A 23,502-nucleotide genomic window follows, 5' to 3' on the forward strand; every position below is an offset into this window, starting at 1 on the left:
TTGTGTGCGATTTCAAGCAAACCTTTCCCATTCACGTCTTCATGTCAAGAAAGCCGAGCGAGGAAGCAAGTATTTCTTGTCCTCCGTGATTTTTTTATATAAGAAAAATCGTTTTTTTCATATCCCCTATTTTCGAGGAGAAGCATTATGAAGCGAATCATGTTGCTTGCTTGTTTGATTACTTTTGTGTTCGGGCTGACCACTCCGGCCCTGTCCGAGCAGCCCCGGATCGTCTCGGTGAACCAATTCGTTGAGCATCCGGCCCTGGATGCCGTGTTGCGCGGTTTCCAGGATCAGTTGCGTGAGGACGGGTTTGAGCTGGACTTTCGCGTGCACAATGCCCAGGCGAACATGGCCACCGCGAACCTGATCGCGCAACAGATTGTCGGGGAGCGTCCCCATCTGGTTCTGGCCATTGCCACGCCGTCGGCCCAGGCCATGGCCCAGACCGTGAGGAAGAATCCCTCCATGCAGAAGACCCCCATCCTGTTCAGCGCGGTGACCGATCCGGTCAGCGCCGGACTGGTGCCGGACCTGCAGAATCCTGGAGGCAACATCACGGGAACCTCGGACATGACTCCCATGGATCGCCATCTGGCGCTGATCCGGGAGATTCATCCCGATTTGACGTCCCTGGGCGTGATCTACAACTCCGGCGAGGCCAACTCCCGCGCATTGGCTGATCTGCTCAAGGCCGAAACCTCCAAGGCCGGAATAAACCTGGTCGAAGCCACCGTGGCCCGCTCCAGCGACGTGTTCCAGGCCGCCAAGAGTCTGGTCGGCCGGGTGCAGGCCGTGTACGTGCCCACGGACAACACCGTGGTTTCGGCCTTCGAGGCCCTGGCCAAGGTCTGCCAGGAAAGCAAGCTGCCCTTGTATGCCGCGGATGTGGATTCCGTGCCCAGAGGCGCCGTGGCTGCCCTTGGGTTCGATTACTACGAGCACGGCCGCCAGGCTGGGGCCATGGCCGGACGCATTTTGCAGGGCGCTGATCCGGCGACCACTCCGGTGGAAATGCAGCAGGATCTGGAATTGCATGTCAATCTGTCAGCGGCCAAGGCCATGGGCGTGACCCTTCCGGAATCTCTGCTCGAACGAGCCGTGAAAATCCACGAATAATAATCCGATTCAACAATCGCGGGCACGATACGTGCCCGCGATGCCATTCCAGAAACTGATTTTCTTGCTGCCTCGAAGCTGCGACATGGTAATTTCACCATCCCGGAAGCTGATAACTGCTCCAATAGGTCAGGCGCAGCCGGAAGTACTCTTGCTCCTGGATTCCCCCTTTCGTGGGAATGAATCCACAAGCTCTTTTTTTTCAAGCTTGTCATGCCCGCGAAAGCGGGCATCCAGGCCGTACCTGCCCCAACATTTTGAGCAGTTATCGACGTCGCTTGCAAGCTGGTCTCCCTCGGTCGGGAATCCGGCTCATCAATTTGTCCGGCCTCTCATGAAACCATCTCTTCAATTTTATGCATGAAATCCTGTTAAACGTTTTCTTCCGGGGCGTGTCCATCGTTTTCACGCATGCCTGCCCTGTCCGGACCGGAGAGCAGCCATGAGCTGGTACGCGCTGCTCGGCGCCGTGGAGCAGGGGCTGGTCTACGGGATCATGGCCCTGGGGGTGTACCTCACCTTTCGTGTGCTCAATTTTCCGGACCTGACGGTTGATGGCAGCCTGCCCTTGGGAGCGGGGGTTTGCGCCGTGGCCATCAGCTCGGGCATGGATCCGTTCTTGTCTCTTTTTCTGGCCATGGGCGCGGGTTTTCTGGCCGGGATGGTCACTGGTTTCTTGAACACCAAGCTGGGCATCCTGCACCTGCTGGCTTCCATTCTGACCATGATCGCCCTCTATTCGGTCAATATTCGGGTGATGGGCGGTCCCAATGTTTCGCTGCTGGGCCGGAATACGGTCTTGGATCCCTTGATGGGACTCGGTTTGCCCGGGTATCTTTCCTCGATCATTCTTTTTGTCGGAATCGGGATCGGCATCGTGGTCTTTCTGGTTTGGTTCCTGCACACGGAGTTCGGGCAGACCATGCTGGCCACCGGGGACAATCCCCGAATGATCACCAGCCAGGGAGTAAACACCCACACGGTGATCATCCTCGGCGTGGGCTTTTCCAATGCCATGGTGGCTTTCAGCGGTGCGTTGATCGCCCAGAACCAGGGCGCGGCGGATGTGAACATGGGCGTGGGAACCATTGTTGCCGGTCTGGCCTCGGTGATCGTCGGCGAGACGGTCTTTGGCAGAGGCGGAATCATGCGTGCGGTGATCGCCGTCCTGCTGGGATCGATCCTGTACCGCACGGCCATTGCCATGGCCTTGAGCATGAAGGTGGGCTCGTTTACCTTCACTCCCAGCGATTTGAACTTGATCACGGCCATACTGGTGGTGCTCGCCCTGACGGCGCCAAAACTCAAGGCGCGATTTTTCTCATGATGCTCTCCCTGAAGCAAATCACCAAGTATTTCTACCGGGGCAGCGTGAACGAGGTTCTGGCCCTGCAGAACCTTTCCCTGGACGTGCGGCGCGGCGATTTCATCTCGATCATCGGGTCCAACGGGGCGGGCAAGTCCACGATGCTGAACTGCCTGGCCGGCAGTTTTTTTCCGGATCAGGGCAGCATCCTGCTGGACGGCAAGGACGTGACGGGCTGGCCGGAGTACAAGCGGGCCAGATTCATCGGCCGCGTCTTCCAGGACCCGCTGCTGGGCACCTGCGCCTCCATGAGCATCGAGCAGAATCTGGCTCTGGCTCTGCGCCGCGGTCGATTTCGTGGACTCGGTTCGGGCGTGCGCCGCCTGGACCGGGATCTGTTCAGGGAAAAACTGCGGCTTCTGGATCTGGGCCTGGAAGATCGATTTCAGGATCCCGTGGGCCTGCTCTCCGGAGGTCAACGCCAGGCCTTGACCATGGTCATGGCGACCCTGGTCCGCCCGGATATCCTGCTTCTGGACGAGCATACAGCAGCCCTGGACCCAAAGACCGGACAGCAGATCCTGGAGCTGACCGAACGGCTGGTGGAAAGCATGGAACTGACCGCGCTCATGGTCACCCACAACATGCACCAGGCCCTGCGCATGGGCAATCGCCTGATCATGATGCACAGAGGTGAGATCATCCTGGACATTACCGGAGAAGAGAAAACCCGGTTGAAAGTGGATGATCTGCTGGCCCGGTTCTACAGTTTGAAGAAGGAAGCTTTTTCTTCGGACAAGATGTTGTTGGTCTGATTCTGTCGTAACTGCTCAATAACTCCGGGCGATTGAACTACACGAAAACACTGGACCCCGGCCTACGCCGGGGTGACGGCCAAAGGAAATTGCCCACGAGGCACTCCATTTTGTCATACCGGCGCAGGCCGGTATCCAGGCAGCACATATCCGCGGTGGTTAGTTGCCCTGCCTTATTGAGCAATCCCTTTTTGAACCTTAACCTTTTTGAATACATGGAGAATTTCGCATGACTGAACGAACATTGTGCATGATCAAGCCGGATGGCGTGGAGCGCAATTTGATCGGCAACGTCCTGACCCGGATCGAGTCCGCCGGCCTACGGATCGTGGCCCTGCGCAAACTGCGGCTGACCAAGGCCCAGGCCGAGGGATTCTACGCCGTGCACAAGGAGCGTCCCTTCTTCCAGAGCCTGGTGGACTACATGACGTCCGGTCCCATCGTCGCGGCCGTTTTGGAAGGCGAAAACGCCATTGCAGTCTGGCGGGGATTGATGGGCGCGACCAATCCGGCAAATGCCGACGCGGGAACCATCCGCAAGGATCTGGCCCTGGATGTGGAGCGCAATACGGTGCACGGCTCCGACGCTGCGGAAACAGCGGCTCAGGAGATTCCCTATTTCTTCAACGCCATGGAGCTGCAAGGGTGAGCAATCTGCATATCGGCTGCATCGGGCTGGGAAACATGGGAGCGGCCTTGATCAAGGCGCTGTCCCATCTTCCGGAGACCACCATCCGCGGATTTGATCCGGATGTGCGCAAAGCCGGTGAACTTGCATCGGTAGCGGGGTTTTGCGCAGTCAATTCCATGGAGGCGGTGCTTCAGGATGCGGATTTCGTGTTTCTGGCGGTCAAGCCGCAAATCATGTCCCGGGTGCTGAAAGATGCCAAGCCCGCTTTGCGTCCGGAAACCTGCCTGATCTCCATTGCCGCGGGCATCTCCCTGGAGCAGTTGCAGAACTGGTCCGAGCGGCGTTGCGCCGTGGTGCGGGTGATGCCGAACACGCCGGCCATGGTCGGTTCCGGAGTCAGCGCGGTCTGTTTCGAAGATCCGCAACTGACCGAGGCGCAGAAGGAGATCGTCCTGGAAATGCTGGCCCTTCTGGGCCAGGCGCATATTATGGCCGAGAAGGATTTTCATGCCTTCACGGCCCTGGTGGGCTCGGGCCCGGCCTATGTCTATTACTTCATGGACGCCCTGGTCCAAGCCGGCGTCTCTGCAGGCCTGAGCCGCCCCCTGGTCGAGGAGATGGTCTCCGGCCTCCTGGAAGGTTCAGTCAAACTGGCAATGGAAACAGGCCACAGCCTCTCCACCCTGCAGCACATGGTCACCTCCCCCGCCGGAACCACCATCGCCGCCCTGAATCATCTGGACAGGACAGCAATGCGGGGCGCGATCATCGACGCCGTGCACGAAGCCGCGCAGCGCAGCAGGGAACTTGGATCATAGCCGTCACACCTTGCCGAAAATGTTGGATATCAAAATGGAAGCCATTGGCTTCCATTTTGTTTTTGCAGATGGGGAACACAGGATTCAGGAGAAGCACGGCTCATGGAATTTGGGAAAGTTATTCGCTTCGCATAGGAAGTTGAGTTCAGAAGGAAGCCTTCCTCGAAGCGATCCATTGAGAGCCCTTGGACACTTTTCCGTCGAATCAGAGAACACAAGGTGAACCCAATTTTATGGCTCAAATAAAAAAAGGGTTTACGATTTCTCATCGTAAACCCTTGATTTCCTTGGTGCGCCCGGAGAGATTCGAACTCCCGGCCTGCGGATTCGAAGTCCGAATTTTACACTTAAACACCTCCCCATACTTCTCCATTTTATAAATGTATCTATCCAGAATTATAAAGGAAGCAAAGCTCTTGACTTCATTCTTTTTCACTCTTAAAAACTGTTAAAGAGTGCTTTTGGTTGACCAGGGGTTGACCAAAGCTTGCCCTCAAAAGCGGCCCTCCGGCATGACGGACAGGAGTCCGAAGGGTCAAAAAAAGGAGGTTTGAGCATGGCGGAAAAAGAGTGGGTCAAAAGTCAGTATCGAGGTATCAGGTTTCGACTCCATCCGGAACGTCGGCATGGCAATGCCCCGGACAAGTACATTATGCTCGTTTACAAGTGGCAGGGTAAAACGGTTTCGGAGTCAATCGGGTGGATTTCTTCGACGAAAATTAACGAAAAAGCAGCCTCTCTCATCCTGGCGGATCTTCAAAGAGCTCAAAAGACCGGTGAAGGCCCTCGGACGTTGAAAGAGAAGCGAGAGCTTGAGGATCGATCACGTCAGGACGAGCAGATACGGAGAGAGCAGGAGCAAGCAGAACGGCTCCGACTGGCTGAAGTGAACCGACTTCAAGAGATCACTTTTGGCGAGGTTTGGGCTCTTTACTCGGATGAGTCCGTAAGGTCGAAGAAGCCTCGGACATGGGGGCGTGAAGCTGATATGTGGGTTGGCTGGCTTGAGGAGGAACTTGTCAGAGTGCCCCTTATCAAGGTTACTCCTTTTTTATGTCAAAAAATTTCCAAAAAAATTATTGACTCCGGAGCATCTCCGCGGACCGGACTTTATGGACTCCAGGTCATCCGGCAAGTAATCAATTGGGCAAAGGCACAAGACCCACCACTCTACCATGGTGACAACCCCGTGACTTCCACTAAAAAGCCCAAAATCAGAAACGAACGAATGAAATTTTTATCCCATGCAGAAGCGGACAAACTTCTGGCTGCCCTCAAGGAAGGTGGTCAGGATGATCACGCAACCTACGACATTACGCTTTTGTCACTGCATTGCGGCCTGCGCTTCAAAGAAATCGCAACCCTGCGTTGGGTGGACGTGAACCTTGAAGACGGGTCAATACATATCCGGTCACAGGTGGCCAAGTCCGACAAAGGGCGAACCGTTTACATGACCTCCCAGGTCAAGTCTATGTTCGCCGGTAGGCTGAAGTGCAATGATGGAAGCCTTATCTTCCCGGCTCGTGGTGGTGGAGTGCGGCCCCAAATCAGTAAGTTTTTCGGTCGAACCGTTGACCGACTCGGACTGAACATCGGAGCTACCTCGTCCACGGATAAGATTGTCTTTCATACGTGTCGGCACACCTGCGCAAGTTGGATGGTTTGCAACGGCGTATCTCTTTATCAAGTTCAACAGATACTCGGTCATTCGGACTATACAATGACAAGCAGATATGCACATTTAGCACCCGATAATATCAAGGCTGCTTCAAAGGTGTTGGAAGAAGTAGTGAAAAATTTTGAAAGAGGAAGCAGCAACTCTTTATCTGCTGCAACAGGATGATGTCAGAAAATTATCGCTGTCCTCAAAAACAATAGTTAAAATAGATTACGAGAATGGAGGTTGCTTTTCCATTTTTTTATATTCAAAAATTTCTAATAGATTATTACATGAACTCGTCGATTTTTGTCGGCGAGTTTTTTTTGTTTTAAAATAACCATATAATATTTTTGAAATGTCGCCTCCCAACATGTTCACTCACGTACCTATGAAGATTACAGTTGCCACCACGTCTTGCCTTCACCTTTGTTTGCAGTTTCTATTTGGTTTATCGCGTGTAAAACTTGTAAACCTATAAATAAAATGAATAAATTCAAGCTGCCATCCATGAGACAAAAACGTGAATAAACGCAACATTGTGTTTGTGGTTATTCACGTTTTTGTCTCGCCGGCCTGTCTGATCGCCCTTCATGAGCTTGGTGCAAAAGTCATTATGCACCAAGCCGTAGTCTGTGATCAGTGGTTAGTAACATCAACATGTGCCGGAATCTCACAAAGTTGTGAGGTCAACCCAAGAATTTGGGCAGTGGCCTCCCTTCCTTATGCTAGTTTATCACCTAATTCCAACAAATTCGTATCCTGTTGCAAATCATCTAGAGCAATAATAAAATACGTTATGATGGCAGATTGACATAGAAAAACCTATGTGTGCGCTGCATAAGTCTTGATCTGATAGCCATGGTATACGCTAAAATATTTGGTTTGTAGAGACGGTAAGATCAAGTCTTATGAATCGATTAATTTTTTTTTGATGAAAACAATGAAAACCTCTTGCACATTTTTTTATTAAGTGTATAATAGTCAAAAATTTCGAGAGGAGGTGATCAAATTGGATGATATTTTTTGTGCAATGGAAAGAAAATGGCCTAGTGCCGTGGTGACTCGAAAGGAGGTATTTACATTTACTGGTGGTTTGTTACGGGGAAGTTATTTGGCAAATCTTGACGCTCAAAAAAAAGGCCCCCCACGTTTAAGAATTCAACAAAAATGGGTTTACCCAGTGAAGGAGTTGGCAGAATGGCTGCGACAGAGGTCTGTGGATTAAAAATTATTTTTTTAATACATTTTCGTTATGTTAAGATGAAAACTAACCATTAACTCATGTTTGGAGCATTTATGGAAACAAATTCAAAACAAAACTGTTCGACATTAGAAAATTCAAAACAAAATTCAGAACATTATGAAGAAGTAATTAAGAAACAATATATTAATGTAGAACAGTTTAGATTGAGACAAGACTTTAACAGTATGTCAGGTGTGAAAAAACTTTTAACGACAGTTCCAGTTCGCAAGCCAAACAGACAAGATTTTGTTCGAGTTCACCCCGACAATGACATGAAATTGCAGACTGCTGTTATTGAATTGAAGGAGGATCGTGAGCATTACCTTGTTAACCCGGACATTTTACATGAAATTCCTGGGGAGACCGTTCCGAAGCAAATTGTAACTGCTGTGAACAGGCAAGGGGTAGTTTTTTTGTGGCCGATCCGGCTCCCTGGAGAGGATGGTAGGTTGGATAACTACAACCAAAGCGCGCTGGAAGCCTCAGAAATGGCAGAGGTCAAATGGATCCGATTGGCAGCGAATCTGTCTTTAGGTGCATATGAGGTCTTCGAGGCACTTGGTAACATTCCTGATCCTGTCTGGCCTGAAATCTCGTTTACTGAACTGGTGAACATCGCATTCAAGGGGAGGATTATCGATAAGGTCGATCATCCTATTATTCAGAGACTCTTGGGGATTTCGTAAATGAAATTGGACGCATTTCAACAAACTTGGCTGGTGGATTTTGAGTTTCGTGCCCAGTCTGGCGAGCGGCAGGAGCCGATTTGTATGGTCGCCCTCGAGATGCGTTCAGGAAGATTGATACGATTGTGGGAGGGCGAGCTGAGGCAACTTGGCCGTCCTCCTTTTTTGGTCGACAAAAATATTTTGTATGTCGCTTACTATGCCTCAGCCGAGTTGCAATGTCACCTGTCCCTGGGCTGGCCGTTGCCTGTCAATATTCTTGACCTATTCACGGAATTCCGGTGTATGACAAACGGACTCCCTGTTCCCTGTGGCGCAGGCCTTCTTGGCGCTCTTTCATACCATGGTCTCCCTGCAATCGAGGGCCTTGAAAAAGACGCTATGCGCGAATTGGCTCTTCGCGGCGGCCCCTGGACCGGAGAGGAGCGCGACGCTTTGCTCAATTATTGCGAAAGCGACGTCCGGGCGTTGGAAAAGCTACTCCCGGTGATGCTGTCAAAGATTGACCTGCCTCGGGCGCTGATCCGTGGAAAATACATGTCCGCCGTCGCAACCATGGAGCACCGTGGCGTACCCATTGATCAGCCTGCATTTTTACAGTTAAAGGATAAATGGACCGAGATACGTGAAGCTCTGGTCAAAAAAATAGATAAAAATTTCAATGTGTACGAAAACAACACTTTCAAAATGTGGCGCTTTGAAGAGTATTTAATGCTCAACAATATTGCTTGGCCTCGCCTCTCCACTGGCAGGTTGGATATGCAAGATGCCACGTTCCGTGAGATGTCGCGTATCCATCCCCAGCTCAACCCGCTCCGTGAACTCCGGCACACGCTTGGCCAGATGCGGCTGACCGATTTGGCCGTGGGCGCGGATGGACGCAATCGTTGCCTCCTGTCAGCTTTTCGCTCACGCACCGGACGTAACCAGCCCAGTAATTCGAAATTCATCTTTGGTCCGTCAACCTGGCTCCGGGGATTGATCAAGCCGCCTGAGGGTCATGGTTTGGTGTATACCGATTGGTCCCAACAGGAGTTCGCCATTGCCGCTGCGCTGTCTGGCGACGAGCTGATGATGGACGCCTATGCTAGTGGTGACCCGTATATGCGTTTTGCGATTCAAGCAGGACTTGCGCCGCCAGGGGCGACAAAAGAGAGCCACGAGCATGAACGGGACCTCTGCAAAGCCTGTGTATTGGCAGTGCAATACGGGATGGGGGCTTCATCATTGGCTTTGCGTATCGACCAGCCGGAAATCAGGGCCAGGGAGTTGCTTTCGCTACACCGGCGGACTTACAAAAAATACTGGGACTGGTCCGACGGAGTTCAGGACTACGCCATGCTCCACGGAAAGCTCTGGACCACGTTCGCCTGGGAACTGCATGTCTCAACCAAAACGAATAATCCCCGCTCGCTACGCAACTTCCCCATGCAGGCCAACGGCGCTGAGATGCTGCGCCTTGCCTGCATCATGCTCACGGATACCGGGATTGGTGTTGTCGCTCCGGTGCACGACGCTCTGCTCATCGAGGCCCCATTGGATCGGCTGGACGAGGATATTGCCAGAACTCAGGCCATCATGCGCCGGGCCGGAGAAATAGTCCTGAGTGGTTTTCAGCTTCGCTCAGATGCAAAGGTGATCCGCTACCCCGAAAGGTTCATGGATAAGCGCGGAGAACAAATGTGGTGTACTGTGTGGAGTGTTGTCAACGAACTCGATGTGAAGGGTCGCACCAGCGCGACCCCACCTTCTCACTCATGCGACCCCGGTCCATTATTATATAATTAAATATATACGATACCATGCCCCCTGACACTCTGACCATCAAACAACGTCGTGTTGAAACGTCAGTATCCCTGGCCAAGGCCGCGAAGCGAAACAAAGAGTTTCTGGCACCTATCCCCTTGGAATGGGTGACCAGGGCGGCTGTGTTGCCGGGTAAAGCTTTACAGGTTGCCCTTGCCATCCGGCACCAAAGCGCATTGGAAAAGCGATTGATGATCAGCCTTGGCAACGTGCTTTTGAAAAGGATGGGAGTCAATAAAGACGCCAAGCGACGGGCATTGGCAGCCCTGGAGCAGGAAGGTCTGATTACGGTCTGTCAGAAGAATGGCGCAAAGCCAACAGTTACAATCATTTAAACGCCAAAATCACTCCACAATCGCCTTCAACAACGCATCCCTAGCATCCGAGTAAAACTGAATATCGACCTTGGTGGCCATGTCGTCCGAGAGGTCGATGAGTTGTCTGCGGCAGGCAACGGGCATGAGCAGGGCTGTTGCCTCCTTTTCTACGGCGATTTCTGCGATGCTCACCGGGTTGTGGATGGCTTCGATGGAGCCTCCCAGGTTGATTTCGCCGACAATGATCAGACCGCCGCGCACGCTTTTTTTGAGCAGGGCCGTACAGAGGGCGACGAGGGAGGCTACGCCCAGCTTGGCTCCGGATTTTGAGGTGTCAAAGGCTCGGAGTTGGACGGTGAACTCATGGTGTCTGGGGTCCTTGTCGCCGACCAGTTGGGGGGATTTGGCGTACAGGTTTTGTTCGGCATAACCCATACTTTCCTTGAAGGCCGGGGGCACGGGCTTGTTCAAGATTTTTACCCCTGAACCTGGGCCTTCGTTGATCTCGATGCGGTAGAGGCCTGCGTTGTCACCACTGCCGCCTGGGCTGATGGTCCAGACTTGGCCTGGCTCCAATGGATCGCTGCCGATGCTGTTGTCGCTTTGCAGTTCCGGGGTGGCAACGAACTTTTCTACGCCGTCGGTCCCCATCACATAGCTGAAATGGGTGTTTCGGAATTCAGCGGCTCCAATGCGCTTTTGCTGTTCCTTGACTCGCCGTCTGGCTTCCAGGGCGATGCGCACGGCCCACTCCAGATCCTCATCCGGAATTGCAATCCCGTTGCCGGGGTAGAGCAGTTTGAGCAGACCGCTGACGGTCTTGTTCACGGCATTGGTATCCCGTCCGGACAGCGCTCCGCCGAAGAAGACACGGTTTTGCAACAGGCCCAGCCGGGTTTGGTTGCGCAGCCGACTCCAGCATTCCGAGAGAAAATCACTGACCAGGCCGAAATGATCGGTCAGCAGTTCCTTGCTGATCTTGGGCACGTCCCAACCTGGCAGAAAGCCGTGAATGCGGTCCATGAACGCCGTGTCATTGCGCATTTCAGGCGGCAGGGGGCCAAACAGGTGGCCGATTCGCTGCTGGGTCTCCACATCCACTTCAAAATTGCCCACTAGCACAATGCTTCCGTCGGCCCGGATGCTTTCCTTTCCCCGGCTGAACTCTCCGGACTCCATGTAGCCCTTCATGATGTTCACGCCGTCTTTTTGGTCAAAGGATATGCCGGAAACCTCATCAAAGCAGACCACGTCGAACTGGCAGACAAGTCCGCGCTGACCCGTGGAGTTGTTCACGAACATCCGGGCCACGGTGGCCTTGCCGCCGGAAATGAGGTGGGCATATGGGGAAACCTGTTGGAACAGGTGGCTTTTTCCCGTGCCTCTGGGACCGAGTTCCACCAGATTATAGTTGCGCTCCACAAAGGGAACCATGCGCAGCAGGAAGGCGTTTTGCTGACGCTCTGTCAGTACGCCCGGTTCGATGCCGATGGAGCGCATCAGAAAGTGCTTCCATTCATTGGTTGAAAATTGCACTCGGGCCTCAGTCATGGTGTCCAGCACATCACGCTTGGATAGCTGAATTTCGCGCAAGCCCTCAATGCCAAATGGCCGCCCGCTTTTTTCTTGGGCAATGGCCGCGTCATAGCCCAGACTCAGTTCGGCATAGAACCCGCCGGTCAGCATCCGTTCATGTTTGTTCACCAGCTCCGGGTCGATGCGCACGTCGGTCAATTGCAGACTGGGCAACGTGGCGATGTAGGAATCCGTACGGACATCAAGGCGGGCCGTAATCAGGTCAATAATCTTGACCTCGCCGTTCTCCCTGGCCCGCGCCTTAAACAGCTCTTCCTCGCCGGCTTTGACAGTGCGCGACTTGAGTTGTCGTTCGACGATCTCCAGGCCCTCGTTGATTTCTTCCTGGTCAATGCTGGCACAGTAGCGGCCAAGCAGGAACTCAACCACATAAGTGGGAACCGGAAACTGTCTGCTGAAAGTCCGGACAAGATCTTTGCGGACAAGATATCCCTCAAGTGTTGAGGCCGCTTTCTCGTCGATGTGGTCCAAAGTGATCATTCTTGTCCTCCTCCGATTACCGTGGCCAGTTGCGCAACCGGTGACCCGCTCGAATCGATCAGGATGAGAAACGCTTCACGGCCTTCCATGTCGTCATTCTCCACGACCACCGAACACATGCCGTTTTCATTGAGCGGCTTGGTGCTCATAATCACTGATGTGCCTGCATCCCCAGCATTCAATCGCACATCAACCATTATACCGGAGTATTGACCCAGTACGGCCACTTTGCAGCGCAGTCCCGTCCACTTCACGTCGGTGATTTCAACCTGGGCAGTGCTTTGATTCTGCCCCATGGAAACCCTGAGCCGCATGAGCAGACATTCCTGAAGGCTCAGTCCACCGTGGGCGTACTCCTCTCCCTTCTTGAAACAACTGATTCCGTCCGCCAAGGCAAAATACCGGTTCGAGTTCCAATACCACGGGAAGAGTCGTTCCTCGGTCATTGCTCCCGGTTTCAAGGCGGCGCAGCGGCCCCATTTATTCTCAGAAAGCGCTCTCGGCAGTTCGATCTTCGGCAGTCCGCCAGGCAGAAACAGCCACCCGTGATCCGTCACGATGCGTATGGTTTTCCAACCGGCCTGGAGCAGGGCAGTCACATGTTCCCTTATTTCGGTGAGCAGAACATCAATTTGCCTGGCCAGTTTCCAGCCCCTGGTATGGCCTTCGTGGTCAATGTTGCCGAATTCAGACCAGGATTTTTGAATCTTTGAAGGGCTTGAATGAACGTGAATATTTTTTTCGAGTAGGCTGTAGCCGTTCTCTTCGATGGCTTTGCGCAGATGATGGGCCGACATGACCTCGAAGTTGTAGCCGTCCGGTTCTTCGGCAAGGCGATGTGATTTGTGGTTGATGGGAGCCACGGCGGGTTTGCCCGTACCGGTCACGCTGGGCAGAGCCGCCCAGTATTCTTCGGTTTGAACAGAGCAGCCAGTGTTCTCCAGCATCTCCGTCAGACGCAGCGCACAGTCAAAGCGCAACCCATCCACAAACAGCACGCAGGTACTCCCATCATCATTTACGTCTATTCGCTTTGATTCATGGTTCCCGTCCCATATCTTCTGCAAATACCGGGCAGATTCCTCAGCCCAAGGGATATATGCAGCCCGGATGGCCGTGGAAACTGCCTCCATATCCTCGCTCTTCTCAATCTGCGCCAATGCGCGGACCATGGAATCGTCAGCTTTCCAGCCTGCTACCCGATACCCGGCGGCCAAGTCTTCGACGCTCCCAGCGTTCAGTCCGACCTGGATTACGTCCGCCAGGATCGTCAGATGTTCCAAAGCCAAGGCCAGAGGCGCTTCACCCAGTTCGGCCCAGACCAGCATGCGCCTGGAGCCATGCTGCTTTTCCAGTTCCAGAATCCTTGTTCTGGCCTTATGTGGGGGGAGGCTGTTTAAGGCATGAAGGTCATTGCGCAGGGACTTTTCCTGGTCCTCGTTCCATTGTGGCCAGCCGTTGAATGTTCCGTGTCCGATGATCCAGAACATGTCTTTGGCTGGGGGTGGACATTTGCGGATCAGATTCGGGATGTTCGGGTAGCGCAGCGGAGCTTCGCAGTAGCGATCCCAGACAGCCTGCCAAGGGCCTTGATGGGCAGCCAGCTTTGCCGCTCCGGCCAAAAGTCCTTCTTCTTGGGGATTGAAGGCCAGTTGTGAGTTGCAGACCGCAACAAAGGCCTTCCATTCGTTCAGCCCTCGTCCAGCCTGAAATGCCTCGCCTTGGTCCAGCCACTGGAGCAGGTCACGGACAGGGTCTCCTCCTGTCAGCAGCGTGTTGAAATAATCCTTGTCCAGACGTTTGCCCCTTAGCAGTTCCACCTCTTCATCCAGTAGGCGATACAAAGCCAGTTTCATCGCGTTTTTGGCTTCATTGTCCTGGGCCACATCCAGACCAAGTCCGCCTTGATCGGACTTTAGCCAGGCAAGAATGGTCCAGTCCTTGGCATTGATTTGTGACCAAATCACGCCCCGATACTGTAGTTCAGCCAACGGCTTGAGATGCTCTGGGCAGTTCTCCACAGCCCGCATATCTTGCCGACTGACGCCGGGGAGATAAATGATCGCTGGACGTTTTTTACCAGATGCGTCGATAAGGCCCGAGGATTTTTCAACAGTGTTCGCTATCACGCAACGCAGCCAGATGCCCGGTCCGGTGCGTTTGTCGGGAGTATACTCGCCCAGCACAAACAACTCGGGCATATCCTGTTGCAGTCTGGGGATGATTGGTTCCCACTGCCTGTCATGATCTGGCCAGAGAATGCAGGCCGGAGCAATCTGGACTTCGGGATTAAAAATACCAGCACCACGGACTGCTAATAGAAGGTGATTAAAAATCCTCATGTGCCACCTTTGATATCAGAAATTCGTAAAATTCATGTCCTAAATCTGGTTGTTGAAAGGTGATCGCCCACATAACCTATATGGACAATTCTTTGTTCAGGAATTGGGAGAAAATAAATACGCTGATTCGAACTCTTGATTTTTGAGTGAAGTTTGAATTGTCTTTCTATACCATCTGTGCATAAAAAGATCCTCTTCTGTGCGTACTCAGGATTATTCATTGTGCTTTCTGATTCAGAAGAGAAATCAAGGCCAGGAGTAAACGGTCCCGCAGTCCACACCATCATTGTGGCGTTCAAGACAAACAAATGATTAACGATATCTTGAAAGAAAGTCTCGCTTCCTCGTAAAATCGATAATTGATCTATAGCTTTTGAGCATAATGAAAGATATGGCAACATTTCTTTGGCATTATCGACTAGTGACTGACCATTATGAAGTAGGCGCTTAAGATTATGAATAATAATTTGAGCATGAGCATCTACTTGATCGGGAGTGGTAAATGTAAGCACAGAAATTATATTATTAGTTTCTCCTTCTTCAGTGACCTTGAATTCTGATATGTTTACTTTTCCTTGGGTGAACCTTGTGTCTCCCAATAAGGAAAACGTTGATGAGCCCCATACGTAAGCGAGGCCAAGCCCAAAAGCAATCTCTTCTTCAAAGCGATACTCCAAGAGTTCATCGCACTGCTCCTTGTCTTCATAGAAGCACTCAATGTATGGAGATTTTGTTGCATGTGTAATAAAGTACCATTTCTTTTCTTTGTTAACTGTTTTATCTCTAGCCCATTCTGCAACAGAGTATCCTTTTGTCAGATAGCGTAATGTAAAATCTTTTGTTGTGCGGATTGTTTTTGACATTCCAAGCCTAGCAATGGCAACCGAAACTTCTATTGCCAAGTCCATGCCTTTTTGGGCTGCATATTTGTCTATATAACAGCTTGAGACAGAAAGTTCATTGAAGATTTGATCCATTGTTGGCCTAAAGAAGTTCTGTTAATCCCTTCTCCCATTCATCGAAAAAACCATCAGGCCATTGATCTAGACGCCCATCTTTATCAATTTTTGGCGTTGTAACAACACAACATGGTGCTTGCTCGGTACGGTCAAAAAAATGTAGCGTAACATTGTTAGCAGGTATCATCCCGTTCTTGACTGCTATACGGATACCATTCAATACATGATCGCTATGGGTCTCAATGATGATCTGAACGCCATGGGCAGCTGCCAAGGCTAAAAACTTTCCCATAGCAACTTGCCCACGCGGATGTAGGTGGGCTTCAGGATTCTCGATTAGGACCAGACTGTCTGGGATCGCAGTAAGTGTGGAAACAAAAATCGGAAGGGAATAGGTTAAACCGAACCCAACGTTTGTTGGCCGGTAGTTCATACTGGGAAGGCCATCTCTGATGAAAGAAAACTCAAGGTTGACCAGATCCATCTTGGAATATTCTTGTATGTGGATCCGTGGGTTTTGTCCGATTTCGGAAAGCCATGCTTCCGTCTGTGCCCTTAGCTCATTAAGTTCTTCGGTGTGATGCATGAGACTTGGGATGTTCAAACGGTTTCTCTCTGTACGTGCAAGAAGATGAGCGCAATATTCACCAGCATTTCCAATCGGGTTGTATTTTGCCATTTCGTGATCCGAGATGGCAAAGGATGTTCTTGGGCCGATCCGTTCTGCTTTTAGATATGTAAAGTTTGAGTTGAAAAGAGAACATTGATGTAATGTTTCCAATATCTCAGAATGGTGCAAAGGGAGAATGTTGTTTGTTTTTTCATAAGCAAAAGACCATTTAGAAGATAAATGTTTATTCAGAATAATTTCAAAAGTTATGAATGAATCTGACTGTGCACCCTCATATAGCACGTCATCTGGCGTTCCAAGGGTAACCAATGGTCCATTTAACAGCGCTCCTGAAATGTTGCGGTTTCCAGATAAGTAGGATTGCCGGAGAAGAAGAAGGGATTGCAAAACTGAACTCTTTCCCATTCCATTTATACCGGAAAGGACGGTTAGTGGAGAAAGTGTTAATAGTACATCTGAAAAACACTTGAAATTATGAAGCCCAAGAGAGAAAATCAAGCCAACACCTCCGAGATGATATCTCTTATCCTCTTGAAACGCAGACGGACTCTTTTCACAGAGCCTGTTCCCTGAGTAACTGCAATGTCGAAATCTCGGTTGTTCATTAATGATATAAAATTTTCTTTAAGCATCTCTTTTTTTTCAAACAATTTATCTGACTCTTTTTCAGTGAGTTGTCCGAGATTTACTGACCATGATTCAAAAAGTGCCTTATTGATGGGGTGCCTCATAGTTGTTTTTTCATATCGCTTTCGAAAGGCGTCAGTGCCAAATATACGCTTGGCGAGGCGCATAGAATCAAGAAATTTAATACTAAGATTTTGCAATTCGGCGTCATTCATGTGATTGAGCTGGGCCATTGAATCATTTAGAAAGCCATCAAAATTGTCAGTGTCGTAATCATCAGGATGATTTATTGTAAAAGCAAGAAATCGCAAAACACATTCACGATCATCCATTCTTTTAGGAGACACTCCTTTTGCAGTTGCAATTTTAAAATCCTGAGAATCAGCTAAATTTTCCAGTATTTTGATTATTTTGCCTTGATTTAATGCATGCCGTATTTCTTGTGTGCTTAATGGAGCTCCACCAGTGTTAATACGACGAAAAATATCAAATTTAACTTTGGGGGGTGTGCCGGGTTGGATAAGGTACATGACAACTTCAGTTTCCTCTATACGTCTCTGAAAGTTGCGAGGAAGATCTCTAAATTTTTTATCTTTAATATCATTTAGAAATTCAAGACCTGTAAGGCATAGACTTTCTTCAATAACAAATCTTTTTATTGTTGAAAGTCGTTGCAACCCATCGACTACAAGCCACTTATCATCTTCAGTTGCATCTAAATAAAAAGCTGGTAAAGGAATTTTGATGAGCATAGATTCTATTAACCTGCTCTGAGCATCATCTTTCCAGATCCCACCCCTTCTTTGAAAATCAGGAGCTAGATCAATTTCATTGTTCCTTAGCCTTTTTATAAGCACATCCATAGTAGTATTTTTTGTTTCCACTCGGATTTTACTTGGATCAAATGGCTCTGTAATCTTTCCTTCTTCAGATTCACTGCTTGTGTCAGAACCATCCAGTTCAGTCATTTCTTGATCGACAAGAACTAAACCTCTCTCAATTTCAGTGCTTGGATAATTATTATCGTTCATGGCTTCCTCGTCCTGCATAAAACCATTGGATTAAATTACGCGCTATCGCTTCTCCGCCAGCGTCAGATGGTGATCATTGATCCGGTCGCCCTTGAACAGGTGGAACCACGGCGCGGATTCCACGTCCTTGCCCCGGTCCTTGTTCCAGTTGATGTTCGGCTTGTCGCGCAGCACTCCGGCGCCGCGTTTGCCCACGTCCGGGACGGACAGGAAGGGGCGGATGTTCAGGCGCACCCCGTCGTTGAGGTCCGGCTCCCAGCCGATGGGCTGCTTGTCCAGGGGCTTCCAGCGCACGAAGATGTCAAAGGGCGCTTCACCTTCCAGGATCAGTTCCAGGGATTTCTTGAGATTCTCGGCAGCGGCCAGCCGTTCCTGCGCACCGTCCACTCCGCCCGCGATGTCCTGCTTCTGGCGGCTGATCCAGTCGCCCAGGTAGGTGTAGATCAGGGTTTCCAGGTTCTTGCGGTCCAGCTTGTGGTAGTTGACCAGGGCGGCAAACCCGTCCCGCAGGCCGTCCCAGATGTGCCAGATGAAGGGGCGGTGGTGGAACAGCTTGCAATGCTGGGTAAAGAACTTCTCCCGCAGCCAGGTCTCCAGTGTTTTGCCCGCGTGATCGACTGATTTCAGCAGCGCGGCCAGGGTATCGCTGGACCAAGCATCGCCATAAGCGGCAGCCAAAAGGTTCAGCAGGCGGTCGGTGGCTGAAGCCTCGCCCCGCACTGGCGCGATGCAGACGATGCCGTCATCATCGGCAAAGGGTAGTAAGGTATCGCAGCGATTGACCCATTCGCGTTGCTCGGTGGCCAGTTCCATGTCGGTATCCAGCTCGGCAGGCCAGCGGTAGCCAAGGAGTCGGGCAATGGCGACGTGTAGCACGGTGTGGTCGGTACGTAACGGGCCGTGCGCGGTCCACTTTTGTTCCTCATCCCAGATGACCGAACTGCTGGGGTGGCCGTGAAAAATCCATTGGGTGGGATCGTCGGAGTGCGGTTTGGGCAGGCCGTTGGGATATTTTCCTTCTGCTACATTGGACCAGTGGTCGAGGTCGAAGGGAACAGCAAGAAATGTATTATTTGATGGCTTCAGTGACTGATCTATTAGTCTGACCTCATCATAAAATTTATTGTTAGACATGTAACACCATAATGCTGATAAATGACCTTGATCATTAGGAACAAGAACGCATGCATTATGGTCATAGAATTCTCCGTAGTAAATCGAAACAGGAATTTTGCTCATTTGGGAAATTATGATCCCTTTCTTTCCGCGAGCCTCTGTTCCGGATTTCCATCCACCTAGTCTTCCAGCTTCTTTTAAGGCCATGGCATGGCGGAAATACCTGCCATTGCAATTTTCCCAAAGAAGCAACCTTTCACACCCGCCAAAGTAGGTTGTGTTTTCAACAGTTCCACGTAAACCTGTCCACTCATTGCTTATTGAAATAAGCTCCCAAAACAGACAAGTAAATTGCGGATCATCACTAGTAGCTAACCCTTGAACACTAATGCCATGCCCCATAAGCAAAGGCGACGTATTCATTTTTTCAAACGTAACTCGCGCATCCTGATTCTCCAGCTGCCTCGCTTGCTCCACGCTATTGATTTCATCCACAATTAACTGCGCCGCTTTTTCTATCGCAGTCCGTGGCTTGGAAACATCCAGGCCGCGAATCAAACCATCAACCGCACTTCCGGTACCTTCTCCCCAAGGAAGATGGATTTGCTTTTTCTCCTTTTGGGAAAAGGATGGGGTGAGAGTGGAATTGCCTCTGTTGAGGGTAATCAAGATGGCCTTTACCACCTCTCCACTGATCGTCTCAAACGCCCCTGGCCCCAACCGCGCCACCAAATGCCAACTCTCCTTCTTCAGCAGTTTCTCCCGAAACTTCTTGTAACCAGTTAGAAACAGCCAGTTCTGCGGCAACACCACGCTCACGGTTCCACCTTGAACGCATAATTCTAAACATCGATCTAGAAACACCGTGGCCAGGTCGTTCTTGGCTTTTGGGTAATACTGGGCGCAAAATTCCCGTAGGGTCTCATCCTGCTTGCTCCGGGCCAGATAGGGCACGTTGGTGATTACAAGATGATACTGGCCAATCAACACTGCGGCGGCCTTGGCCAGACCTTGGGCCGCGATGGCGGCTTCGTGTTTTTCGAGGGATTCTTCCTGGGAAAGATTTTTTTGCAGGATCGGGGCAAGTTCGTGCATGTCCACTAGGTTGGCGGCAATGCCTCGGGAGGGATTAAGCAGGCTGCCCAGGATGGAGGCCTGCTGGAAGTCGTCGTAGAGCAGGTCCAGGGCGTTGCGCAACTTGGTTTGCGGTGGGGCGAGACTGGTCCACTGTTCCTTTGCGGCGCTGACCGCCAAGCCGGAGCAGGCCAGATTTAGTTCCGGCAAGGGCCGGTATCCTCCGGCATCCGGATACGTCCACGCAGTCAGGGCCAGGGCAAAGGCGGCCAGGGCCACGCAACGCTGGTCGATCTCCAGACCGTGGATGTTTTCGGAGAGTACCTTGTTCACGGCTTCCTGGGCGGAAAGCCCTTCAAGCTCCATGCGCATGGCCACCAGCATTAGGAAAGCGGCGACAAGGAAGTGGCCAGAGCCGCAGCAGGGGTCGAGGGATTTTAGGTCGGCAAGCTGCTTCGGCCAGCCGTCGAAGGTGCCAGCCGCTGGTGTCCAGGAGCCATCTTCTTGCTGGACAAATCGCAGATACTCCAGCGGTACGCCGGGGATGGATGCCTTCTGGCGCAACTCCTCTTCGGTGCTCGCATTTTTGAGATCGGCTTCAGTGAGCCGTCGTGCAGCCCACCAAGCCCCCAGGGAGTTGTCCAGCAGGAAGCTGACCATGTACGGCTCGGTGAAAAGCTGGGTCACGGCAGGCAGTTCCCGTGCGCCGATCTTGACCTCGGAGGCATTGACCTCGTCCTTCTTTTTGGCCTGCCAGAACTGGTAGACCCAGCCCAGGGAGTCCGAAGCGGTGAAGACTTCCAGCGGCAGATCAGCCACGAGGCGTTCAAGCTTGTGTTGGTGTTCCGGGGGCAAGGTCAGGCGAAAGACTGGAGAATCAGGGCGGAAGATTTGGGGCAGCATCCGGGCCGCATAGCGGGAGGCCAATTCCCAGCCGTTGGCCGCGCCTTCATCGGCGGCCAGGTCTTCGCATTCTTCCAGAGATACCGCCACCGGATCATCCGGGTCCGGGTACATCAGCAGGTTGTTCTCGGCCAGGAACCGGGCAAAGAGCATTCGGTGCCAATGCTCGTAGGCGACTTCTTCGATCAGGCGGTCGACTTCCTGTTCGCCTTTGGGGCCGCGACCATTGCCCAGTTGCCTGGCATGCGCCCGCAAGGCTCGACGCAAGGAACGTTCATCCTCCGTCAGATGCGCATAGGCTGAAGGCTCCTTTACCCCAAGCTGCTCCAGGGACGCTTTGGCCGCTGCCTCGGCGATGTCGCGAGCGTCCTTGACGGTCTTTTCCAGCTTATTGCGCAGGCTTTTTTCAAGGGTGGACATGGGTGCTCCAGAGACTGGGAAAGGTCGAAACGTTAATGGACGTGATGGACGTGAATGTTTTATTGAATGCTTAAATAACATTGAATGCAACATTGAGAGGTCATTAATGCTGCGTTTAATGTTGTGTCAACATTCAGCCGTTATTACCGGCAACATACCGGTACGCCGCTTGACTGCCGCGCCCAGGCTCTTGAATTTCCTTGTTTTCTTTCATCAATTCTTTCATCAGCTTGATAACCTGGTGCCTGCTGTAATGAGTGAGTCTGCGGATGTCCTGATTTCTCATTCCCGGTTCGCCGCGTTTTGAACGCTCCATCAAGACGCTCAGCACTCGGGTCTTGGCTGCCTCCCAGTCAATGCGACGTGTCCGTTCCTGATGGTCATCCTGGGTCAACCTGCGGTGCAATTCCGGTCGCATGGTCCAGTAGGCCCCTCGGCCCGTGCCTCCATGTTCGATGTAGCCAAGGCGCTCCATGGACGCGAGGTGCTCCCGCATCTGGTCGTCGGACTGCTGGCAAATCCTGGCGGCAAGGTTTGTTTCAATCTCGGGATGCTTGAGCAGATATTGCAGGACGAGCAGGCTTTCCAAACTCAGATCCCGGCGTTGCTTGCTTTGCTCGGCCACAAACATCCTGAAGGCCGGTGAAAGCTCGCGCCGGAAAAAGGTGACCTGCACGGATTCACCGATCTCCCGGATCAGGGGCGGTTCTTTTCCTTCCACCAAAAGCGCCTTGAACATCCGATTCACTCCCAAACTGCTCCGATTGACCAGGCGCATCCGGGTCAGGGCTTCAACCAGTAACGGGTTGCGTGCCGCTGGCGGGTGATGAAGGATGTTCTGCTCCGTGATCCCGGCGATGAACCCGCCATTGTTGCTGATTTCCAGTCTGTCCGCGTGCAGCTTGACCAGAACCGGTCCGGAGATGCGCAGATCAGGGTGACAGAAGGCATTCATCAGGGCTTCACGAAGGGCGAGGGGCGGCCAGGTGTGGTATTCCAGATGGAAAAAGCCCCGTTCCAGGGTCGTGATGGGGTTGAAGGGCACGAACAGCTCTTCAATGCGCTGGATAGAGAGGGGAATTGGCGCGGTTCTGTCTTCGCGAATCCCGTAGTCCGTATCTGAATTCATCTGGAGAAAGGTCCAACCGTAGCCGGGCAGATGCTGACGCAATGCTTCCTCGGTTCCTCCCAGCAAGAGGGCGGCGCGGGTGAACTGGCCATTTTTGATAACATCCAGCCTGTTGAGCAGCTCAGCGTCGCTCAATGTCAGCAAGTCCCCAGGAGCGCGTTCAGCCCGAGCCAAATCGCGCAGACTTTCCATGGCGCTGGGGGAGAGCATGTCCGGATCAAACGGAGCCACGATCCGGGCCGTGAAATCTGTTTCTCCGGTTTCCACGGCTATCTTGCGCCGAATGGTTCCGGTCAGGGGGAGACAATCCTTGCCGGAGCGAAATGTTCCCTGGCCGGATGTGTCCGTATAGGGTGGCATTCCGGGGTAGATATGCATGAGCAGGAGCCTGCCGGTGCCGTGGGGGATGGGTATGTCTTCGAAGACAGGAGTGATCTTGGGGTCCGTACGTTCGTACACCGCTTTCTTGAGCAGATGGGAATCTATTTCAAGTGGAACGCCAACAAGGGCCTTCTCGCGCCCCCTGACCTGGTCCGCGACGCCGAAAACAACGCTGCCCCCACCGCCATTGGCCATGCAGACGGCCATGTTGACCACGGTGCGCACGGCCTTTTCCCGGCTTTGCAGATCCCACTGTTTGAAATCCAGATGTTGGCTTTCAAGCTCATCGGCAATGCGCTCGTCAAGCTGTTCAAGTAGCTCGGCAATATGCTGTTTCGTGTGCATCAGTCGTGCCCGCCTTTGCCCAGTGTGCCAAACACAAGCCTGACGATTTGTGCACTTCCGACGAACA

General features: G+C 52.0%; 17 protein-coding genes. 10 read left to right on the forward strand and 7 right to left on the reverse strand.

Annotated features, from left to right (window positions below; all coding sequences use genetic code 11):
• Positions 1-147 precede the first annotated feature (147 nt).
• From ACYQ15_RS01960 to ACYQ15_RS02005, 10 genes are all read left to right on the forward strand, one after another.
• On the forward strand, positions 148-1,119 hold the full coding sequence (locus tag ACYQ15_RS01960) for an ABC transporter substrate-binding protein (RefSeq protein WP_459935852.1): 972 nt from the start codon (positions 148-150) through the stop codon (positions 1,117-1,119).
• Between the two features lie 442 nt (positions 1,120-1,561).
• The gene (locus tag ACYQ15_RS01965; protein ID WP_459935853.1) at positions 1,562-2,446 is read left to right on the forward strand and encodes an ABC transporter permease; all 885 of its coding nucleotides are present in this window, start codon (positions 1,562-1,564) and stop codon (positions 2,444-2,446) included.
• Complete coding sequence (locus ACYQ15_RS01970; RefSeq protein WP_459939538.1) at positions 2,446-3,240, forward strand: ABC transporter ATP-binding protein; 795 nt, start codon at positions 2,446-2,448, stop codon at positions 3,238-3,240. Before ACYQ15_RS01965 ends, ACYQ15_RS01970 begins: the two co-directional genes overlap by 1 nt.
• 229 nt (positions 3,241-3,469) lie before the next feature.
• Positions 3,470-3,889 carry a nucleoside-diphosphate kinase gene (ndk, locus tag ACYQ15_RS01975; protein ID WP_459935854.1) on the forward strand — a complete coding sequence of 140 codons (420 nt, stop codon included), beginning with the start codon at positions 3,470-3,472 and terminating at the stop codon, positions 3,887-3,889.
• Positions 3,886-4,689 (forward strand): pyrroline-5-carboxylate reductase, encoded by an 804-nt coding sequence (gene proC, locus ACYQ15_RS01980; RefSeq protein WP_459935855.1) that lies wholly within the window; start codon positions 3,886-3,888, stop codon positions 4,687-4,689. The genes ndk and proC overlap by 4 nt, the downstream gene beginning before the upstream one ends.
• Positions 4,690-5,245: 556 nt before the next feature.
• On the forward strand, positions 5,246-6,532 hold the full coding sequence (locus ACYQ15_RS01985) for a tyrosine-type recombinase/integrase (RefSeq protein WP_459935856.1): 1,287 nt from the start codon (positions 5,246-5,248) through the stop codon (positions 6,530-6,532).
• 826 nt (positions 6,533-7,358) lie between these two features.
• Positions 7,359-7,574, forward strand: a complete 216-nt coding sequence (locus tag ACYQ15_RS01990; protein WP_459935857.1) for a hypothetical protein — start codon at positions 7,359-7,361, stop codon at positions 7,572-7,574.
• Positions 7,575-7,645: 71 nt separating this feature from the next.
• The gene (locus ACYQ15_RS01995; RefSeq protein WP_459935858.1) at positions 7,646-8,278 is read left to right on the forward strand and encodes a hypothetical protein; all 633 of its coding nucleotides are present in this window, start codon (positions 7,646-7,648) and stop codon (positions 8,276-8,278) included.
• Positions 8,279-10,066 carry a DNA polymerase gene (locus ACYQ15_RS02000; RefSeq protein ID WP_459935859.1) on the forward strand — a complete coding sequence of 596 codons (1,788 nt, stop codon included), beginning with the start codon at positions 8,279-8,281 and terminating at the stop codon, positions 10,064-10,066.
• Positions 10,067-10,080: 14 nt separating this feature from the next.
• A complete protein-coding gene (locus ACYQ15_RS02005) occupies positions 10,081-10,419 on the forward strand; it encodes a hypothetical protein (RefSeq protein ID WP_459935860.1) in 339 nt (112 codons plus the stop codon).
• Positions 10,420-10,428: 9 nt separating this feature from the next.
• Here ACYQ15_RS02005 and brxL read toward each other — a convergent pair whose 3' ends face one another.
• The 7 genes from brxL to ACYQ15_RS02040 form a co-directional block, all read right to left on the reverse strand.
• Positions 10,429-12,477 carry a BREX system Lon protease-like protein BrxL gene (gene brxL / locus ACYQ15_RS02010; protein ID WP_459935861.1) on the reverse strand — a complete coding sequence of 683 codons (2,049 nt, stop codon included), beginning with the start codon at positions 12,475-12,477 and terminating at the stop codon, positions 10,429-10,431.
• The gene (gene pglZ, locus ACYQ15_RS02015; RefSeq protein ID WP_459935862.1) at positions 12,474-14,819 is read right to left on the reverse strand and encodes a BREX-1 system phosphatase PglZ type B; all 2,346 of its coding nucleotides are present in this window, start codon (positions 14,817-14,819) and stop codon (positions 12,474-12,476) included. Before pglZ ends, brxL begins: the two co-directional genes overlap by 4 nt.
• Positions 14,820-14,851: 32 nt before the next feature.
• Positions 14,852-15,796 carry a hypothetical protein gene (locus ACYQ15_RS02020; protein ID WP_459935863.1) on the reverse strand — a complete coding sequence of 315 codons (945 nt, stop codon included), beginning with the start codon at positions 15,794-15,796 and terminating at the stop codon, positions 14,852-14,854.
• A gap of 7 nt (positions 15,797-15,803) precedes the next feature.
• Positions 15,804-16,907 (reverse strand): AAA family ATPase, encoded by a 1,104-nt coding sequence (locus tag ACYQ15_RS02025; RefSeq protein WP_459935864.1) that lies wholly within the window; start codon positions 16,905-16,907, stop codon positions 15,804-15,806.
• Positions 16,904-18,067: a DUF262 domain-containing protein gene (locus tag ACYQ15_RS02030; protein WP_459935865.1), complete on the reverse strand. Its 1,164-nt coding sequence runs from the start codon at positions 18,065-18,067 to the stop codon at positions 16,904-16,906. The genes ACYQ15_RS02025 and ACYQ15_RS02030 overlap by 4 nt, the downstream gene beginning before the upstream one ends.
• A 42-nt stretch (positions 18,068-18,109) precedes the next feature.
• Positions 18,110-21,580, reverse strand: coding sequence for an Eco57I restriction-modification methylase domain-containing protein (locus ACYQ15_RS02035; RefSeq protein WP_459935866.1), 3,471 nt, complete (start codon positions 21,578-21,580; stop codon positions 18,110-18,112).
• Between the two features lie 133 nt (positions 21,581-21,713).
• Positions 21,714-23,435, reverse strand: a complete 1,722-nt coding sequence (locus ACYQ15_RS02040; protein WP_459935867.1) for an ATP-binding protein — start codon at positions 23,433-23,435, stop codon at positions 21,714-21,716.
• Between the last annotated feature and the right edge of the window lie 67 nt (positions 23,436-23,502).

The sequence above is a fragment of the Desulfonatronum parangueonense genome (genome assembly GCF_054656975.1).

Coding starts and splice junctions, on each gene's coding strand:
- ACYQ15_RS02035 (WP_459935866.1), bottom strand. CDS start 21,580: ATGTCCACCCTTGAAAAAAGCCTGCGCAATAAGCTGGAAAAGACCGTC.
- ndk (WP_459935854.1), top strand. CDS start 3,470: ATGACTGAACGAACATTGTGCATGATCAAGCCGGATGGCGTGGAGCGC.
- ACYQ15_RS01985 (WP_459935856.1), top strand. CDS start 5,246: ATGGCGGAAAAAGAGTGGGTCAAAAGTCAGTATCGAGGTATCAGGTTT.
- ACYQ15_RS02005 (WP_459935860.1), top strand. CDS start 10,081: ATGCCCCCTGACACTCTGACCATCAAACAACGTCGTGTTGAAACGTCA.
- ACYQ15_RS01965 (WP_459935853.1), top strand. CDS start 1,562: ATGAGCTGGTACGCGCTGCTCGGCGCCGTGGAGCAGGGGCTGGTCTAC.
- ACYQ15_RS02000 (WP_459935859.1), top strand. CDS start 8,279: ATGAAATTGGACGCATTTCAACAAACTTGGCTGGTGGATTTTGAGTTT.
- ACYQ15_RS02020 (WP_459935863.1), bottom strand. CDS start 15,796: ATGGATCAAATCTTCAATGAACTTTCTGTCTCAAGCTGTTATATAGAC.
- ACYQ15_RS01960 (WP_459935852.1), top strand. CDS start 148: ATGAAGCGAATCATGTTGCTTGCTTGTTTGATTACTTTTGTGTTCGGG.
- brxL (WP_459935861.1), bottom strand. CDS start 12,477: ATGATCACTTTGGACCACATCGACGAGAAAGCGGCCTCAACACTTGAG.
- ACYQ15_RS02040 (WP_459935867.1), bottom strand. CDS start 23,435: ATGCACACGAAACAGCATATTGCCGAGCTACTTGAACAGCTTGACGAG.
- pglZ (WP_459935862.1), bottom strand. CDS start 14,819: ATGAGGATTTTTAATCACCTTCTATTAGCAGTCCGTGGTGCTGGTATT.
- ACYQ15_RS02030 (WP_459935865.1), bottom strand. CDS start 18,067: ATGAACGATAATAATTATCCAAGCACTGAAATTGAGAGAGGTTTAGTT.
- ACYQ15_RS01995 (WP_459935858.1), top strand. CDS start 7,646: ATGGAAACAAATTCAAAACAAAACTGTTCGACATTAGAAAATTCAAAA.
- ACYQ15_RS01970 (WP_459939538.1), top strand. CDS start 2,446: ATGCTCTCCCTGAAGCAAATCACCAAGTATTTCTACCGGGGCAGCGTG.